The sequence below is a fragment of the Caulobacter vibrioides OR37 genome (genome assembly GCF_000372645.1).
In the GTDB taxonomy this organism is placed as follows: Bacteria; Pseudomonadota; Alphaproteobacteria; order Caulobacterales; family Caulobacteraceae; genus Caulobacter; species Caulobacter vibrioides_E.
In genome coordinates, this window is the sequence record NZ_APMP01000020.1 from 63,400 (window position 1) to 81,415 (window position 18,016).

The window sequence follows — 18,016 nt, forward strand, 5'->3', positions numbered from 1 at the left end:
GACTTCACGACAAGAAAAGCGACTCGCCTGTCAGGGGAATTTCAATGACTTTGGCCGCCGTGCGCGCCGCTCCAAAGTCCCACTTATGTTGCGGCCAAGGTCGGGAACCCGACGGAAGATCTTCTCCACCGTCGGGTCCTGTCACGCCAAAGTTCAAAAAGGATCCGGCGGAATCAGCGTCCCGTCGGCATATCCTTGAACGGAACGTCCTTATCGACGCGCACGTCGCCGGGCAGGCCCAGGACCCGTTCGGCGATGATGTTCTTGAGGATCTCGTCCGTGCCGCCGGCGATGCGCAGGCCCGGCGCCCACATCAGGCTCTGCTGGAAAGCGCCCTCCGCGGCGGCCGTCTCGGGATCGGACAGGATTCCGTACTGGTCCTCCATCTCGACGGCGTTGTTGGCCATGTCCTGCATCTGGTTGGCCGAGATGATCTTGCCAATCGAGCTCTCCGGTCCCGGCGTCTGGCCGCGCGACAAAGCCGTCATGGTGCGGAACCGAGTGAACTTCAGCCCCTCGGACTGGACGTACCAGTCGGCCAGTTTCTCGCGGAAGGACTGGTCCTTGATCGAGGGGCCGGCCGGGCCGGCCAGCTCGCGGGCCAGCTTCATGACATCGCGATAGTTGGGGCCGCTGGAACCGCCGACGGCCAGACGCTCGTTCATCAGCGTGACCAGGGCGACCTGCCACCCCTGCCCGACCTCGCCCAACCGCTGGCTGTCCTTGACCCGCAGGTCGGTGAAATAGACCTCGTTGAACTCCCGACCGCCCGACATTTGGTGGATCGGCCGGCATTCGACGGCCGGGTCCTTCATGTCGATCCAGAACATGGTCAGACCCTTGTGCTTGGGCACGTCGGGATCGGTCCGGGTCAGGAGAATGCCGTAGTCGCAGTAGTGGGCGCCGGTGGTCCAGACCTTCTGGCCATTGATCACCCACTCGTCGCCATCCTTCACGGCGCGGGTGCGCAGCGCGGCCACGTCCGAGCCGCCGGCGGGTTCGGAGAACAGCTGACACCAGATCTCCTCGCCCTTCACGGCGGGGGAGACGAAGCGCTTCTTGGTCTCGTCATTGGCGAAGGCCATGACCGTGGGCACACACATGCCCAGGCCGATGGTGAAATAGCCGTAGCCGAGCCCGGCCTTGCCCTCTTCCTGGCCGAAGATCACCGACTGGATCGGCGTGCCGCCGCCCCCGCCGATGGCCGCGGGCCAGGTGATGCAGGCATAGCCGGCGGCGGCCTTGGTCGCCTGCCAGTCCTTGCCCGCCGCCATGTGCTCGGGCGTATTCGGCTTGACGTCGCCCCACTTGGCGCGGTGCGCGGCGGCGTTCTCGGCGAGCCAGGCGCGAGCCTTCTCACGATAGGCGGCTTCTTCGGGAGAGTCGTTGAAATCCATGATGATGTTCTCCCTTAGGCCGCGTTCTTCTGTTCCAGCTGGCTGACCAGCCGTTCCTTCCAGACCCGGGGCGCGCCGGCCACCAGGCTGAGCTGCCGCGAGCGGCGATAGTAGAGGTGACAGTCGACGTCCCAGGTGAAGCCCATGCCGCCGTGCACCTGGATGTTCTCCTTGCTGGCGAACCAGAAGGCCTCGGACGCGGCGATGCGGGCGGCCGAGGCCGCGATCGGCAGCTCGGGCGCGTCGTCGTTCAGGGCCCAGGCGCCATAGTAGGCGTTGGAGCGGGCCACCTCGTTCTTGACGTACATGTCGGCCAGCTTGTGCTTGATCGCCTGATAGCCGGCGATGACGCGGCCGAAGGCGTAACGGCCCAGCGCGTAGTCCTTGGCCATCTCCAGGCAGCGGTCGGCGCCGCCCAGCTGTTCGAAGGCCAGCAACACAGCGGCCCGGTCCAGGATCGCCTGGACGATGTCGAACCCCGCCCCGGCCTCGCCGATCCGCTCGGCGGCGGCGCCGTCGAAGACGATCTTGGCCACGCCCCGGGTGGGATCCAGGCTCTTCAGGGTCTCGCGCTTGACCCCCGCGCCAGTCAGATCGACCAGGAACAGGCCAGGACGCCCGCCTTCGCTGGCCAGGACCAAGGCCATGCCGGCCACGTCGCCATCGGTGACGGGGATCTTGGTTCCCGTCAGCTTGCCGCCCTCGACCCGGCATTGCAGCGTGGCCGGCCCGACCACGCCCGGACCTTCCGAGGTCGCCAGGGCGCCGATCAGGTCGCCGGCGGCGATACGCGGCAGAACGGCGGCCTTCTGGGCTTCGGACCCGAAGGCCAGGATCCCCTCGGCCAGGCAGTAGACGGTGGACGCGAACGGGATCGGCGCGACGGCGCGGCCCAGCTCCTCGGCGATGGCGCACAGCTCGACGCGCCCCAGGCCCAGGCCGTTATATTGCTCGGGGATGCAGGCCCCCAGCCACCCCTGCTCGGCCACGCCCTTCCACAGCGCCGCGTCATACGAGCGGCCGGCGTCGTCCAGCACGCCCCGGACGACGCCGACGTCGCAATGGGCGGCGAGGAACTTTCTAGCCTCGTCCTTCAGGAATTTCTGGTCGTCCGAATAGTCGAAATCCACGAGCATCCTCCCTGGGCCACGCTCTTTGGCGCGGCGCTTTCGAAAGCACACTGAACGACGTTCACGCGAAGGGAAAGATTGACCCGGCGTCAAGAATTTCAGGTTCTTATACGCCCTTCACACGCAGTCGGACGTTACCTCGCGGCATGGCCAAGACCGTCTTCCAGAAGAACCAAAGGGTGTGGGTCGAGAGCGTCGGCTGCTGGGCGACGATCGAGAAGATCGTGCCCATCTGGGCCAAGGGCTTCGACGAGCCGGTGCGCGTCACCTACGACGTGGGCCTGGGGCGCGAATTCCAGGCGGCCGAGCTGAAGGCCGAGGACAAGGTCGACGGACGGGAGGGCGACGCCCTGTCGAACTGGCGCGTGCTGCGCGCCCGCAACAAGTGGCAGCAGGAGGGCGACTGCGCCCACCATCCCCATCCCGGCACCTATCCGGTGGTGGTCACCGACGCCAATGACTGGGGCGGCTGGCGCACGCCGGGAGCCGAGTACGACCGCGATCCCTACAAGATGGAATATCAGGCGCGACTGATCGCCAGCGCGCCCCGCCTGCACGCTATCGCCCGCGAGGTGCTGACCCTGGTGGCCGACCATCCCGAGGACGCGCCCCCGGCCCTGACCGCGCTGGCCCAGAAGATCGTGGCGATCGAGCGCTATCTGCAGGAAATGCCCGCGGCCGCGCCCGGAGCCTAAACGGTCGCGTCCGGTCGGGCTTTGAAATTGCCCTTCTTCCACGCCATCCACAGGACGAGCGCCGCCACCAGCGTGCCGACGATCATGCAGGGCAGCGACGCTTCCGGACCAAAGGCCCCGCCGCTCAGGAACTCCGGCGCGCCGGGCTTGGGCTCGGAAATGAAGAGACTGGGCGTGCGCGGCGTGCCCGAGACCGACGCGCCCCAAAGCCAGCCCTGGGCGAAGTTCCAGGCCGCGTGCAGGCCGACGGACATCCAGAGCCGGTTGCTCAGCAAGTAGAAGGCCGCCAGCAGAAAGCCAGCCTCGATCATGATCGCGACCGAAGACACCACGGTCGCACCCGGATTGGCGAGATGCGCCGCGCCGAACAGCGCCGCCTGAGCGATCAGGGCGGGCCAGACGCCGAACGCGCGCATCAGCAGGCGCATCAGGATCGCCCGGAAGACCAACTCCTCCATCATCCCCGACTGGATGGCGATGTTCAGCATCTGCCAGGGCGAGCCTCCGTGCGGACCGCTTATCCGATAGACCCCGATCAGGCACAGCGCGGCGATCACCAGCGCCATGATCAGCGCTCCCACCGCCGCGCCGACCAGCAGATCCAGCGGCGCGTCGGAAAGCTTCAGCTCCGGCGGCCAGCGCCCCTCGGCCAGCCTAACGGCGCCGGCGTAGACGGCGAACCCGGCCACGCACGCCGCCAGCACCTTCAGCGCGTCCAGCGGCGTCGATTTCGGCAGGAACTGGACGCCGCCATAGATCCCGGTGAACACCAGGAACAGCAACACCATCCAGCCGACCGACCGCAGCCAGCGCAGCGGTCCAGGATGCAGAAAGCGCCGATCGCCGATGTCGAGTCCGCCGATATCCGTGGCCAAGTTCGCCTCCCCTGCCCCTCGTCGATGTCGGAGCAACCCCTAATTCGCCCCTGGCCGTCAAGCGTCCCCTCGCGGAGGCCCGCCGACCGCATTAAGTAGGACGGATGCGCACCGACACCCCCCAGCCCGTTCGTCTGGCCGATTATCGCCCGTTCCCCTTCGCCATCGAGACGACCCGGCTCGTCTTCGACCTGCACCCGACGGCGACGAAGGTGACGGCCGAGCTGGCCATCCGCCGCGTCGGCGACGCGACCGAGCCCCTGGTGCTGGACGGCGAACGGCTGAAACTGCTGTCGATCGCCATCGACGGCCAGGCCTTGGGCGCCAACCAGTTCGTTGTCGACGCCGAACACCTGACGATCGCCGAAGTCCCCGACCGGTTCGTGCTGACGACCGAGGTCGAGATCGATCCGTCGTCGAACAAGGCCCTGACCGGCCTTTACATGTCGGGCGGACGCTTCTGCACCCAGTGCGAGGCCGAGGGCTTCCGCACCATCACCTACTTCCCCGATCGCCCGGACGTGCTGTCGCGCTACACCGTTCGGATCGAAGCCGATCGCAAGTTTCCGCACCTGTTGAGCAACGGCAATCCCGGCGCGTTCGGTCAGGTTGGGGAAACCCGCCACTTCCTGGAATGGACCGATCCCTTCCCCAAGCCCTGCTATCTGTTCGCCCTGGTCGCAGGCGACCTCGACGTTCTGGCCGACAAGTTCATCACGATGAGCGGCCGTGAAGTGGCGCTGCGCATCCTGGTCGACCCCGGCCAGGCCTCGCGCGCGGCCTACGCCCTCGACAGCCTGAAGCGCGCGATGAAGTGGGACGAGGACACGTTCGGCCGCGAATACGACCTCGATCTCTTCGCGATCGTGGCCGTCCGCGACTTCAATTTCGGGGCGATGGAGAACAAGGGGCTCAACATCTTCAACAGCGCCCTGCTGCTGGCCGATCCCGAAACCGCCACCGACCTGGACTACGAGCGGATCGAGGCGGTCGTCGCTCACGAGTATTTCCACAACTGGACCGGCAACCGCATCACTTGCCGCGACTGGTTCCAGCTGTGCCTGAAGGAAGGCTTCACGGTCTTCCGCGACCAAAGCTTCAGCGCCGATCAGCGTGGCGCGGCCGTGCAGCGCATCAAGGACGTCCGAGCGTTGCGCGCGAGGCAATTCGCCGAGGACGCCGGCCCCCTCGCCCATCCCGTGCGCCCGTCCAGCTATCTGAAGATCGACAACTTCTACACCGCGACCATCTATGAGAAGGGCGCGGAAATCATCCGGATGCTGAAGACGATCCTGGGCGACGCGGCGTTCCGGAAAGGCAGCGATCTCTATTTCGACCGCCACGACGGCCAGGCCACCACGGTCGAAGCCTTCATCGCGTGTTTCGCCGAGGCCTCCGGCCGAGACCTGACCGCGTTCTTCGACTGGTACGAGCAGGCCGGCACGCCGTCGGTGACCATCGACACCGACTATGACGCCGCGGCGAAGGCCCTGACCCTGACCCTGACCCAGTCGACCGCGCCCACGCCCGGCCAGCCGAACAAGAAGCCCTTGCCCATCCCCGTGGCGATCGGGCTTCTGTCGGCGGAGGGCGAGGTGCTGCGTGACACCGAGATCGTGCTGCTCGACCAGGCCCGCCAGACCGTGCGCTGGGAGGGCGTGACCAGCGCCCCGGTGCTGTCCGCGCTGCGCGGCTTCTCGGCTCCGGTGAACCTGACGACCGACGCCCGGGCCTCGGACCGCTACGTGCTGTTCGCCGCCGATCCGGATCTCTTCAACCGCTGGGAGGCCGGCCAGACCCTGGCGCGCGACCTGATCCTGGCCCGCGCCGCCGGAACGCCGGACGAGGTGGGCGAGGAGCGCTATGCCGACGCCCTAGGCCGGGCCCTGGTCGACGACGCCGCGGAGCCGGCCTTCAAGGCGCTGCTGCTGGCCTTGCCGTCCGAACCGGACCTGGCCCTGATGTCCGACCCCGCCGATCCGGCGGCCTTGCACGAGGCCCGCGACACCCTGCGGACCCGCATCGCCGTGCATCTCGGCGACCTCCTGCGGCGCCTGCACGGCGAGATGCAGAGCGAGGGCGAATTCTCCGCCAGCGCCGAGGCCGCGGGTCGCCGCGCTCTGCGAAACGCCTGTATCGAGATCCTGGCGGCCGATCCGCGCGACGACAACCTGATGCGGATCGTCGGCCACTTCGAGGCCTCGCGGAACATGACCGACATGATTGGCGCCCTTTACCCGCTGGTCAGCATCGGCGGCGTCGCGCGGGAAAAGGCCCTGGCCAATTTCCACTTCGCCTGGCGGGCGGAGCCTCTGGTTCTGGACAAGTGGTTCGCCGTACAAGGCCGCGACCCGAACGAGGATGCGCTGGAACGGGTGATCGCCCTGACCTCGTATCCGGACTTCGAGCCGACCAACCCGAACCGTCTGCGCGCCCTGGTCGCGACCTTCGCCAACTTCAATCCGGCGCGGTTCCACGATCCCAGCGGCGCGGGCTACCGGTTCCTGGCGGATCAGATCCTGGCCGTGGACGCCTTCAACCCGACCACCGCCGCGCGCCTCGTCGACCCGCTGGGCGGCTGGCGACGCTACAAGCCGGAGTTGGGCCAACAGATGCGCGAGCAACTGGAACGCATCAAGGCCCATCCGGGGCTTTCCCGGAATGTCCTGGAATTGGTGGCCAAGGCGTTGGACCAGGACGATCCGCGCGGCGAATAACCGGTGGATCTCTTGCGACACATGGGCTCATCCGCGTGGAAATCGGCGGTTCGGCGGTGACGCGGCTAACGGCGGTACGATAGTTTACCCTATTCGGCGAAGTGACTCGCCGGGGGAACCACGGAGCCGTTGGGTTTGAAAAGGGGCATCGCGAGACTCGGGGGGCTGGCGAACGCCGGACCAGCCGCGCCCGCGGGCTCGCGCGCCAAGGCCCTGCGCCCGCCGTCCCAGACCTTCGTCCGCATCGCCATCCTGGCGGCGCTGCTGTTGCTGGCCGTCTACACCGCGTTCGGCGTTAAGCGCCTGGAGAACGAAGCCCAGGCGCGGCCGGGCGGCGCGCCTCTGGCGGCCAAGGCGCAACTGGTCGCCGGCCGCGTGGAGGCCAATCTGGCCGCCCAGCGCGCGGGCCTATCGGCGGCGGCCGACCTGATCAAGCGAGACCCGGGCGTGACCATGGACGCGGCGGAGACCGCCCTCCGCGCGGCGGGGGGCGAGGCGGCCGCCGTCGCGGTCGTCGGTCCCAGCGGCATTATCTCGGTCGCGGGCCGAGACGACGGGGCCGACTGGAAGGGCGCGGCGCAGGCGGCCGCGGCCTCGGGCCGCACGACCTGGACAGGCTCGGTGGGCGACACCGGCCGGCTCTATGTCGCCACCGCCGCCACGCTGGACCACGCCCGCGCCTTCGTGATCGCCAGCGGCGACGCCTCGCGCCTGGTGGCCCAACCCGACAAGGGCGATGGCGTCGCCCTCGCCCTGCCCGACGGCAAGCTGCTCGCCGGCCGGGGTCGCGCCGCCCAGGGCGCGAGCAATATCAAGGAAGCGTTCGCCATCTCGCCCGACGATGTCGCCGGCGGCCTGTCCGCCCTGCGCGGCCAGGCTTCGGACGGCGCGGGCCTCGACGTGGCCGTTCGACCGATCGGCGAGGGCGCGCTGCTGGCCTTGGCCGCCGCGCCGGCGCATGGCGGCGCCAATCTTGATGAACAGGTGATCGAGGGCGTCTTCAGCCTGCTGGCCCCGCTGGCCGCCGGCATCGCCCTGGCCTTGCTGCTGATGGTCCAGAGCCGCAAGGCCGAGGTCGCTCACCGGGAATTCGTCGACAGCGAGCAACGCTTCCGCCTGGCGGTGGAAGCCGCCCGCTGCGGCATCTGGGAATGGGATCTGAACGCCGACCAAGTCTATCTGTCGGACGTCACCGGCGTAATGTTCGGCTGGGGCGGCGGCGGCGTGGTCTCGGGCCAGGACCTGATCGACCGCATCTCGCTCGACCACCAGGAACGCGTCCGCAAGGCGCTGGCCAACGCGGCTACCTATGGGGCGTTCGACGTCTCGTTCCGCGTGCCCGCCGCCGAGCAGGGCGCCCGCTCGCTCTGGATCGACGCGCGGGGTCAGGGCTTCGGCAAGCCGGGCGCGGACGGACACAACCGCATCATTGGCGTCGCCCTGGACGTCACCGAGGAGCGCATCGCCCAGGCCCGCGCCCAGGCCGCCGAGAACCGTCTGCGCGACGCCATCGAAAGCGTGTCGGAAGCCTTCGTCCTGTGGGATCGGCAAGGCCGCCTGCTGATGTGCAACCGCAACTATCGCAGCGTCTTCTCGCTGGAGCCCAAGATCCTGAAGCCCGGCGCCGCCCGGGCCGAGGTCAACCGCTTCGCCGCCCTGGCCATCAAGCACGACTTCCCCGCGCCCGACGGTCAGCGGGGCGTGCGCGAGGCCGAGCTGATGGACGGCCGCTGGATCCAGATCAGCGAACGCCGCACGGCCGAGGGCGGTCTGGTGATGACCGCCGCCGACATCACCGCCATCAAGAACCAGGAAGAAGCCCGGCGCCTCAACGAGGAGCAATTGCAGAAGGCCGTCACCGGACTGGAACGCAGCCAGGAGCAGCTGGCCGAACTGGCCCGCAAGTACGAGACCGAGAAGGTCAAGGCCGAGAGCGCCAACAAGGCCAAGAGCGAGTTCCTGGCCAACATGTCCCACGAGCTGCGCACGCCGCTGAACGCCATCAACGGCTTCTCCGAGATCATGATGAACGAGATGTTCGGCCCGCTCGGCGACGCGCGCTACAAGGGCTACAGCCAGGACATCCACGCCTCGGGCCAGCACCTCCTGGCCCTGATCAACGACATTCTGGACATGTCGAAGATCGAGGCCGGCAAGATGAACCTCAAGTTCGAGCCGATGCATCTGGAGGACGTGGCCGAGGACGCCGTGCGCCTGGTCCGCAATCGCGCCGAGGCCGCGGGCTTGAAGCTGGTCGTCGACTTCCCGCCCCTGCCCGAGATCGAGGCCGATTACCGCGCCGTCAAGCAGGTGCTGCTGAACCTGCTGTCGAACGCCATCAAGTTCACACCGCGCGCCGGCAGCGTCACCGTCCGCGCGGAGATGCGCCGCGACCCGTTCCGCGACACCGTCAAGGTGTCGGTCACCGACACAGGCATCGGCATCGCCAAGGAAGACCTCGCGCGCCTGGCCAGGCCGTTCGAGCAGGTCGAGAGCCAGTTCTCCAAGACCACCCAGGGCACGGGGCTGGGCCTGGCCTTGACCAAGTCGCTGATCACGCTGCACGACGGCGTGCTGGACATGCACTCGACCCCCGGCGAGGGCACCACGGTCAGCTTCACCCTCCCTGTCCGCCAGAGCGAACAGAAGCCCGCGCGAGACTTCGTGGCGGCCTGAGACGGCGGGGGGCTCTGGCTCGGCGAGCCCTCCAGGGTGCCCGAAATATTACTTATACTTCATAGACTTAATTCGACGTCATGAAGCACTCGTAACGGGTGTCCGGCGCTGGCCCGAACTACACCTCGCTCAACGGATCGCCCCAGGCGATCAACCGAGAGAGGGACCTGATCATGAGCGCTATCTTCAATCGCATCGCCGCCATCGCCGCCCTGGCCCTGGCCGCCACGCCGATCGTCGGCCTGGCCAGCGCCCACGCCGCCGAGCCGGAACAGCCAGTGATCCGCATCAAGATCGGCGACTTGGACCTGTCGCGGCCGGCCGACGCGCGCGAATTCCAACGCCGAGCCGACCGCGCCGCCGTCCAGATGTGTTCCGAGCGCGGGGTGCGGGGCCTGTCCTACCGCGCTTGCCTGATGGATTTCCGCGAGGACCTGCGCGCCGAGCTGAGCCCTCTCCAGGTCGCCGACCTGCGCGCCGCGCGCAAGGCCGAGCCGGCGGTCTTCGCCTGGCGCGACTTCTGAGCGCTACAGTCCTCGCCTCAGCCACGCCGCCACGGCCCAGGCATGGGCGTCGTGGCGCAGGGCGACCACCGCGTCGCGCGGGTCAAGCCAGACCAGCCGATGGTCGTCCTCGACCTTCAGGGCCGGCTTTTCGCCCAGCAGCTTGACGACGTAGACGCCGCCGAAGTTCCGAACAGGCTGGCCGTCGGACTTCAGAAAGAGCTGGGAGACCGTCTCGATCAGGACGCCCGCCTCGACGACGAGACCCGTCTCCTCGCCGAACTCGCGAGCGACGGCCTGCCGTTCGGTCTCGTCGCCGTCCACCGCCCCGCCGGGCAGGTCGAAGTAAGGCGCCTTTCCCGGCTTGGTGACCTCCGCCAGGGCGATCTTGCCCTCGGCGTTCTCGGCGACGCCGAACGCGGCGGGACGGTCCTTGTAGATCGCCCCCGCGACGGGCGCGCCGAAAGCCAGCATTCCTAGTCCTTGCCGTACAGGTCGAACCACGGATCGGCCTTGCCGGACTCAACGTCGGACACGCTGATCTCGGGCCGATAGCCGATCGTACCCTTGGCGCTGGCGGTCCAGGCGTCGACCACCAAATCGCGCAGGGCCGCGGCGCCGGCGGCGATCCGCTCCTGGGTGAACGCCCGCCCTTGCGGATCGTTCTCGTTGAGCTTGCCGGCCTTTTCCAGCTGATACAGCGGCTCGACCTGCTTCCAGGTGGTGGTCAGATAGCCGACGACGCGGGTCTCGATCGAGCAGTCGCAGGCCTTGTAGGCCGGGACTAGGGCCTTGATCGCCTTCTCGTCGTCGACGGCCTTCGCCAGCGGTCCCTCGAACTGGAAGTGAATCTGGCGAGACTGCGTGTAGCCGTTGGGGTTGGGATAGTCGCCCCAGCCGTTGTAGTGCACGCTCATGTGCAGCGGCTGGCTGGCGTCGCCGACATAGTGGGCCCAGACGCCCAGATCGCGGATCAGCAGCTCCTGGCGACGCTTCAGATCGGCCTTGTAGTAGGCCAGCTTCGTGGCGTCCTTCTCGGTCTTCACCACCGCGCTCAGGATCCGCCAGTAGGTGAAGTCCTTCACCAACTGCTGGTAGCCGTCGATGATCGAATACGGCAGGTAGCCGGCCTTCCAGCTGTCGACGCCGACGGCTTGCAGCGCCTTCTCATAGTCGGCGCGGGTGGGCGGCAGGGTCGCCACCGTGAAGGCGGGACCGCCAAACATGCGGCCCTGGTCATCGATATCCAGGAAGTGGGCGGCGTCGCGGTCGGTGTCGTGAAGCTTGCCCGAGCCCTTCCAGCGATCCGGCTCGCGGGCGTATTCGCCGATGGCCGCCACCGCGTCCGGCGTGCGCAGGAAGGCCGGCAGATCGGTCGGGAAGCTCTGCGCGCCGACGACGCCGACGACGCGGTGGCCCGAGGCCCCCCAGGCGAAGGCCGAGGCGGCCGGCGCCGACAGGGCGGCGGCGAGAGCGAGCACTTTCAGGCTGGACGACAGTCGCAAGGGAGGAACTCCGAGGAATCAGATCATGCCGAGCGCGGTCTTGAGAGCCGCCCTCGCGCGTCACGCGGGTGTAAGGCGCCCAGGGACTATCCGCCAGGGTCAGCCGCGCCCCGACCAGAACGGGGGTTTGTTGCAACGGTGTTTCCAGGCGGGTTCTGTCCGGAAAGCTTGCCGAACGGTAAAAATCGACGCTTCAAGGCTCCGCTTCAACAGGCTGAATCCACGCCGCTTTTTCGCTCGACGGGAGAAATCGTCCGGGAACGCATCGACTCCCAGGGTTGTCACAGGCCTGTGATCCGACTATCCAGACGGCCGCCCGACAGAATACGCCGATAAGAGGACCCCCTCGATGCGACGCAAGCTCGCCGGAATTTTGGCCACCGCGGTCATCTCCGCGTTCGCCCTTCCCGCTCTCGCCCACGCCGCGCCCGGCGAGGATTCCGCCGCCGCGCCGGCCGCCCGGCAGGACCCGCTGGGCGATCTGATCGCCTCGGCACTGGGCGGAGGCCTGCCGGGCACCGTCGAGTGGAAGATGAGGGCCACCCTGTACCACGCCGGCGCGCGCGGCATCCGGGCCTTCGACTCGCTGGGCTGCAAGGTCGCCGCGATGCGCACCGTGGCCGTGGACCCCAAGGTCATTCCCCGCCGCACCGTGATCTTCATTAAGGAAACCGTCGGCCTCACCATGCCCGACGGCAGCAAGCACGACGGCTACTGGTACGCCTCCGACATCGGCGGCGCGGTCAAGGGCCAGACCCTGGACCTGTTCAGCGGCTTCGGCGCCGCCTCGATGCGCGCCCTGGGCGGCCTGGACCTTTCCAATCTGTCGGTGAGCAAGGTCGGCGAATTCAAGGGCTGCCCGCCGCAATAGGCGGCATCTTCGGTCTGTTGGACTGGAATTGATCCTCGAACTCGGCTTGGATCCCCGTCTCTGGGGATGAGCATTCGGGGACCATCATGCGCAATCTGTCCGTCAGCGTCCTGGCCTTGCTTTCGGCCATGGTTCTTTCAACCAGCGCTGCTCGGGCTGACGACCTCCCCCGATTGAAGGCCCGCGCCGCCGTCGTTTCGATCACCCGCGACGACTGGGGAATCGCCCACGTCCACGGCAAGACCGACGCCGACGCGGTGTTCGGCATGGCCTACGCCCAGGCCGAGGACGACTTCAACCGCGTCGAGACCAACTTCATGACCTCGCTGGGCCGCACGGCCGAGGCGGAGGGCGAGAGCGCGATCTGGGCCGACCTGCGCCAGAAGCTGTTCATCGATCCCGTTGTCCTGAAGGCCGACTACGCCAAGAGCCCGCCCTGGCTGAAGGCTTTGATGAACGCCTGGGCAGACGGCCTGAACTTCTATCTGGCGACGCACCCGGCGGTGAAGCCCAAGGTCATCACCCATTTCGAGCCCTGGATGGCGCTCAGCTTCTCGGAAGGCAGCATCGGCGGCGACATCGAGCGCGTGCCCCTGACCCAGCTGGAGGCCTTTTATGGTCGACGCCAGCTGGCCATGACCACCGACGAGAAGGGCCTGCTGTTCAAGGAGCCGAAGGGCTCGAACGGCATCGCCATCGCCCCGAAGCTGACCGCGACCGGCCACGCCATGTTGCTGATCAATCCGCACACCAGCTTCTTCTTCCGCTCGGAACTGCAGATGTCCAGCGACCAGGGCCTGAACGCCTATGGCGCGGTGACCTGGGGCCAGTTCTTCATCTACCAGGGCTTCAACGCCAAGGCCGGCTGGATGCACACGTCCAGCGGCGTCGACTCGGTCGACGAGTTCGCCGAGACGATCGTCGAGAAGGACGGCCAGCGCTTCTACAAGTACGGGTCCGAGCTGCGCCCCCTCAAGAGCCAGACGATCACCGTCCCCTACCGCGCCGCCGACGGGTCGATGGCCGCCAAGACCTTCACCGTGTTCAAGACCCACCATGGCCCGATCGTGCGCGAGGACGGCGGCAAGTGGATCGCCTTCGCCTTGATGAACAAGCCGGTGGCGGCACTGGAGCAGTCGTTCCTGCGAACCAAGGCCATCGACTACGCCGGCTTCACGAAGGTGGCGCAGCTGAAGGCCAACTCGTCCAACAACACCCTGTTCGCCGACAGCAAGGGCGAGATCGCCTATCTGCACCCGCAGTTCATCCCGCTGCGCGACGACCGCTTCGACTACACCAAGCCGGTGGACGGCGCCGATCCCGCGACCGACTGGAAGGGTCTGACGCCGCTGGACAAGGCCCCGCATGTGCTGAACCCGCCCAACGGCTGGGTCTTCAACACCAACAACTGGCCCTATACGGCCGCCGGTCCCTACAGCCCCAAGCAGGCCGATTTCCCGAAGTACATGGACACGGTCGGCGAGACGCCGCGCGGCGTCCACGCCCAGCTGGTGCTGAAGGACGCCAAGAACCTCACCCTGGGCGGCCTGATCGACAAGGCTTACGATCCTTACCTGACCGCCTTCGCTCGCCTGGTCCCGACGCTGGAAGCGGCGTATGCCGCCACGCCCGATAGCGACCCGCTGAAAGCCAGGGTCGCCGAGCAGGTCGCCGCGTTGAAGGCCTGGGACCGCAAGTGGTCGGCCAAGTCGACCGAGACCTCGCTGGCGGTGTTCTGGGGCGAGGCGATGTGGGCCAAGGCCGCGCCCGCCGCCAAGGCCGCGGGGCTGAACACCTACGACTACATGGCCGACAAGCTGACGCCGGCTGAAAAGCTAACGGCCCTGGCCGAGGCCTCCGACCGCCTGACCGCCGACTTCGGATCGTGGAAGACGCCCTGGGGCCAGATCAACCGCTTCCAGCGCAACGACGGGTCGATCGTGCAGACCTTCGACGACAACAAGCCCAGCATCCCGGTGCCGTTCACCTCGGCCCAATGGGGCTCGCTGGCCTCGTTCGGGGCCAAGCGTTATCCGGGGACCAAGAAGTACTACGGGACGCTCGGCAACAGCTTCGTGGCGGTCGTGGAGTTCGGCGACAAGGTCCGCGCCCGCGCGGTCTCGGCCGGCGGCGAGAGCGGCGACCCGGCCTCTCCGCACTTCAACGACCAGGCCCTGCGCTACAGCCTGGGCAATCTGCGCGACGTCTATTTCTATCCCGAGGACGTGAAGGCCCACGCGGTAAAGACCTACCGGCCGGGGGAATGAATAGACTAGATGCTCGCCCGCATCGCCTGGGAGCCTCTAACCCTAGATATCCCCGCCCACGTTCGGCGCGACGCCTGGGGCCCGCGCCACGTGGATGCCGCACTCGGTCTTTTCCTGACCTGCCCAGCGTCCCGCGCGGCCGTCGTCGGAGGGCTGGGTGCACGGCCAGCAGCCGATCGACGCATAGCCCTGGGCGACCAGCGGATGGGCCGGTAGGTCGTGCTCGGTGGCGTAGGCGTCCAGCTCGACCTTGGTCCAGTTGGCCAGCGGGTTGAACTTCACCTTGCCGTCCGCGACCTCGACCACCGGCAGGCTCAGGCGGTCGCCGCCGTGGAAGCGCTTGCGACCGGTGATCCAGCCGTCGAAGCCCGCGAGCGCCCGGTCCAGCGGCAGCACCTTGCGGATGTGGCAGCAGTCGTCGACGCTCGTGCGCCACAGGTCCGCCTTCGGGTCCTGGATCGCCAGGTCCGCGAAGGCCGGGCGCAGGTCGCGCACGTCGCTGAGGCCCAGCCGGGCGGCGAGGGTCCTGCGATAGTCCAGCGTCTGGCCAAACAGCATTCCGGTGTCGAGGAACAGGATCGGGATACCCGGCGAGACCTGGGACGCGAGGTGCAGCAGCACCGCCGACTCGGCCCCGAACGACGAGACCAGGGCGAGGCGCGCGCCGAACCGCTCGTGCGCCGCGCGCAGCACGGTCAGCGGATGAGCCTCTCGCAGTTCGGCGTCCAGCCGCGCCGCGAGGCCGGCGGCGCTGCCCTCGATCTGGTCGTAGGCCATCAGGACGCCCTTTCCTCGAAGGCCGTCGGCCGGGCGTCGGCCCCGCGCTGATAGACGTGGCGGAAGCGGCTGGCCGCTTTCGTCCAGGCCTCGGGCGTCGCGCCGTCGGCCGGCTCGAACGCGTCGAAGCCGCAGCGGACCATGAAGCCGGCCTGCTCGCGCAGCACGTCGCCGACCGCGCGGATCTGGCCCTGATAGCCGAACCGCTCACGCAGCAGACGGGCCGAGGTATAGGCGCGGCCGTCGCGATATTTCGGGAAGACCAGGGCCACCACCGCGATGCGCGGCAGGTCATAGGCCAGCCCCTCGACCTCCTCGTGCGACTCGACCCGCACGCCGACGCGGCGGCTGTTCGAGCTGAGCAAGGCGTCGCCCTCGGTCTCGAAGCGCGCCAGGGACAGGATCACATCGCCCGTTTCCGGGATGGCGTCCTCGTCGACGATCTGGAGGAAGCCGTCCTCGGTCCAGCGGGCCTCGCCATCGACCAGTTCAATCAGCCTGGGCATAGACAGCCTCCTTGAAGGGCTCGAGGCCGACGCGGCGATAGGTGTCGAGAAAGCGCTCGCCGTCATCGCGGACGGACAGATAGGCCCCGACCAGTTGGTCGACCGCCGTGGCGACCTTGTCGGCCGGCAGGGCGGGGCCAAGGATCTTGCCGATCGAGGCGTCCTCCGCGCCCGAGCCGCCCAGCGACAGCTGATAGAATTCCTCGCCCTTCTTATCGACGCCCAGGATGCCGATGTGGGCGATGTGGTGGTGGCCGCAGGCGTTGATGCAGCCGCTGATCTTGATCTTCAGCTCCCCGATCGCCTCGGCGCGATCGGCGTCGGCGAACTGGCGGGCGATGTCCTGGGCGATCGGGATGGCGCGGGCGTTGGCCAGGGCGCAGTAGTCAAGGCCCGGACAGGCGATGATGTCGCTGATCAGATCGATGTTCGGCGTGGCCAGCCCCGCCGACTGGAGGGTCGCGAAGACCGTCGGCAGGTCGTCCAGCTTCACGTGCGGCAGGACCAGGTTCTGAACGTGGGTCACGCGCAGGTCCGACAGGCCATAGCGCTCGGCCAGATCCGCCACGACCTCCAACTGGTGGGCCGAAGCGTCGCCGGGCGTCTGGTCGGCGGCCTTCAGCGAGACCTCGACGATCGCATAGCCCGGCTGCTTGTGAGGCCGGATATTGTTGCGGACGAAGCGGGCGAAGGCCGGATCGTTGGCCTTGGCCGTCTCGAAGGCTTCCGAGCGAGCCGGCAGGGTCTCGAAGGGCGTCTTGGCGAAGGCGGCGCGGATGCGGGCCAGTTCGGCGGCCGGCAGGTCGGCGCGGGCGGCGTCGATCTTGGCCCACTCCTCCTCGACCTGGCGCGCGAATTCCTCGGCGCCGAGGGCGGCGACCAGGATCTTGATCCGAGCCTTGTAGATATTGTCGCGGCGGCCATGGCGATTGTAGACGCGCAGCACGGCTTCCAGATAGCTGAGCAGCCTATCGGTCGGCAGGAACTCCTTGATGGTCGGGCCGACATAGGGCGTGCGCCCCTGCCCGCCGCCGGCGATCACCTCGAAGCCCAGCCGGCCGTCGCGGCCCTGCCGCAGCATCAGGCCGATGTCATGCACCTTGGCCGCCGTGCGGTCCTTGGCCGAGGCGGTGATGGCGATCTTGAACTTGCGCGGCAGGAACGAGAATTCCGGGTGCAGGGTCGACCACTGGCGGATGACCTCGGCCCAGACGCGCGGATCGTCGACTTCTTCCGACGTCGCGCCCGCATAGGGATCCGAGGTGGTGTTGCGGATGCAGTTGCCGCTGGTCTGGATGGCGTGCAGGTCCACCTCGGCCAGCTGGTCCAGAATGTCCGGCGCGTCCTTCAGCTTGATCCAGTTGAACTGGATGTTCTGGCGCGTGGTGAAGTGGCCATAGCCCTTGTCGTAGTCGCGGGCGATCCGCGCCAGCCGCCGGGCCTGGGCCGGATTCAGCGAGCCATAAGGAATGGCCACCCGCAGCATGTAGGCATGCAGTTGCAGGTAGAGGCCGTTCATCAGGCGCAGCGGCTTGAACTGGTCCTCGGTCAGCTCGCCGGCCAGGCGGCGGGCGACCTGGCCTCGGAACTCGGCCGAACGGTCGGCCAGGAATTCCTTGTCGATGAGATCGTACTGATACATGCCGCCCTACTTCCTGCGGATCAGGTCGACGCGGCCGGTCGAGCGGGCCGCGCCCGATGCGTGGCGCAGGGCCTCGACGACGTCGCCGCCCTCGGCCTGCTTGCCATGCGTGGGTTCGTTGGTCGGGCCCAGGGCCCGGATGCGCTCGCGATAGCTGAGCGGGGCCCAGCGGCCGTCGGACGGCACGAGATCGATCTGATAGACGTCGACCACGACGGTCGGCTGGCCCTTGCCCGTGGCGACGGCGGCCTCGAGGTCGGCGGCGTGGTGATCGTCGAACAGCTGAGCCTCGCCGAAGCGGTCGACCCATTGGCCGGACTTCCAGAACACGACCTCGCCGTCGAGCAGGCGGTTGGCGGTGATCGCTTTCATTTGAACTCTCCTCCCCTGCGAAGCGGGGGAGGTGTCAGCTCGCCCCCGGGCGAGATGACGGAGGGGGCGCGCTCGGCGGCTAG

The 18,016-nt window shown here is 67.9% G+C and carries 16 protein-coding genes; 6 read left to right on the forward strand and 10 right to left on the reverse strand.

The window, feature by feature from the left end; all coding sequences use genetic code 11:
* Window positions 1-173: 173 nt before the first annotated feature.
* The gene (locus OR37_RS14485) at window positions 174-1,397 is read right to left on the reverse strand and encodes an acyl-CoA dehydrogenase family protein (RefSeq protein WP_004621384.1); all 1,224 of its coding nucleotides are present in this window, start codon (window positions 1,395-1,397) and stop codon (window positions 174-176) included.
* 14 nt (window positions 1,398-1,411) lie between these two features.
* Entirely contained in the window at window positions 1,412-2,527 is a 1,116-nt protein-coding gene (locus tag OR37_RS14490; RefSeq protein ID WP_004621385.1) for an acyl-CoA dehydrogenase family protein, read from the reverse strand.
* Between the two features lie 146 nt (window positions 2,528-2,673).
* Here OR37_RS14490 and OR37_RS14495 point away from each other — a divergent pair, with 146 nt between their 5' ends.
* Window positions 2,674-3,222, forward strand: coding sequence for a hypothetical protein (locus tag OR37_RS14495; RefSeq protein WP_004621386.1), 549 nt, complete (start codon window positions 2,674-2,676; stop codon window positions 3,220-3,222).
* Here the strand turns inward: OR37_RS14495 and OR37_RS14500 are convergent.
* The gene (locus OR37_RS14500; RefSeq protein WP_004621388.1) at window positions 3,219-4,097 is read right to left on the reverse strand and encodes a CPBP family intramembrane glutamic endopeptidase; all 879 of its coding nucleotides are present in this window, start codon (window positions 4,095-4,097) and stop codon (window positions 3,219-3,221) included. The genes OR37_RS14495 and OR37_RS14500 overlap by 4 nt on opposite strands.
* Before the next feature lie 104 nt (window positions 4,098-4,201).
* Here OR37_RS14500 and pepN point away from each other — a divergent pair, with 104 nt between their 5' ends.
* The 3 genes from pepN (at window position 4,202) to OR37_RS14515 (ending at window position 10,014) form a co-directional block, all read left to right on the forward strand.
* A complete protein-coding gene (pepN, locus tag OR37_RS14505; protein WP_004621390.1) occupies window positions 4,202-6,814 on the forward strand; it encodes an aminopeptidase N in 2,613 nt (870 codons plus the stop codon).
* Window positions 6,815-6,961: 147 nt separating this feature from the next.
* Complete coding sequence (gene pleC, locus OR37_RS14510; protein WP_035017469.1) at window positions 6,962-9,490, forward strand: cell cycle histidine kinase PleC; 2,529 nt, start codon at window positions 6,962-6,964, stop codon at window positions 9,488-9,490.
* A 173-nt stretch (window positions 9,491-9,663) separates the two neighbouring features.
* The gene (locus tag OR37_RS14515; protein ID WP_004621393.1) at window positions 9,664-10,014 is read left to right on the forward strand and encodes a UrcA family protein; all 351 of its coding nucleotides are present in this window, start codon (window positions 9,664-9,666) and stop codon (window positions 10,012-10,014) included.
* Window positions 10,015-10,017: 3 nt separating this feature from the next.
* On the opposite strand, the gene OR37_RS14520 is transcribed toward OR37_RS14515, so the two are convergent.
* A complete protein-coding gene (locus OR37_RS14520) occupies window positions 10,018-10,467 on the reverse strand; it encodes an NUDIX domain-containing protein (RefSeq protein ID WP_004621395.1) in 450 nt (149 codons plus the stop codon).
* A gap of 2 nt (window positions 10,468-10,469) precedes the next feature.
* The gene (locus OR37_RS14525) at window positions 10,470-11,498 is read right to left on the reverse strand and encodes a hypothetical protein (RefSeq protein ID WP_004621397.1); all 1,029 of its coding nucleotides are present in this window, start codon (window positions 11,496-11,498) and stop codon (window positions 10,470-10,472) included.
* 349 nt (window positions 11,499-11,847) lie between these two features.
* Here OR37_RS14525 and OR37_RS14530 point away from each other — a divergent pair, with 349 nt between their 5' ends.
* Window positions 11,848-12,369 (forward strand): 3D domain-containing protein, encoded by a 522-nt coding sequence (locus OR37_RS14530; RefSeq protein WP_004621398.1) that lies wholly within the window; start codon window positions 11,848-11,850, stop codon window positions 12,367-12,369.
* An 86-nt stretch (window positions 12,370-12,455) separates the two neighbouring features.
* A complete protein-coding gene (locus OR37_RS14535; protein WP_004621399.1) occupies window positions 12,456-14,636 on the forward strand; it encodes an acylase in 2,181 nt (726 codons plus the stop codon).
* 42 nt (window positions 14,637-14,678) lie between these two features.
* On the opposite strand, the gene OR37_RS14540 is transcribed toward OR37_RS14535, so the two are convergent.
* The 5 genes from OR37_RS14540 to OR37_RS22190 form a co-directional block, all read right to left on the reverse strand.
* Window positions 14,679-15,413, reverse strand: coding sequence for a phosphoadenylyl-sulfate reductase (locus OR37_RS14540; protein WP_004621400.1), 735 nt, complete (start codon window positions 15,411-15,413; stop codon window positions 14,679-14,681).
* Window positions 15,413-15,919: a DUF934 domain-containing protein gene (locus OR37_RS14545; protein ID WP_004621401.1), complete on the reverse strand. Its 507-nt coding sequence runs from the start codon at window positions 15,917-15,919 to the stop codon at window positions 15,413-15,415. The genes OR37_RS14540 and OR37_RS14545 overlap by 1 nt, the downstream gene beginning before the upstream one ends.
* Window positions 15,903-17,561 carry a nitrite/sulfite reductase gene (locus OR37_RS14550; protein ID WP_004621402.1) on the reverse strand — a complete coding sequence of 553 codons (1,659 nt, stop codon included), beginning with the start codon at window positions 17,559-17,561 and terminating at the stop codon, window positions 15,903-15,905. Before OR37_RS14550 ends, OR37_RS14545 begins: the two co-directional genes overlap by 17 nt.
* A 6-nt stretch (window positions 17,562-17,567) precedes the next feature.
* Window positions 17,568-17,933, reverse strand: coding sequence for a DUF2849 domain-containing protein (locus OR37_RS14555; protein ID WP_004621403.1), 366 nt, complete (start codon window positions 17,931-17,933; stop codon window positions 17,568-17,570).
* Window positions 17,930-18,016, reverse strand: an 87-nt coding sequence (locus tag OR37_RS22190) for a hypothetical protein (protein WP_235046583.1), incomplete at its 5' end; no start/stop codon positions are given. The genes OR37_RS14555 and OR37_RS22190, both read right to left, overlap by 4 nt.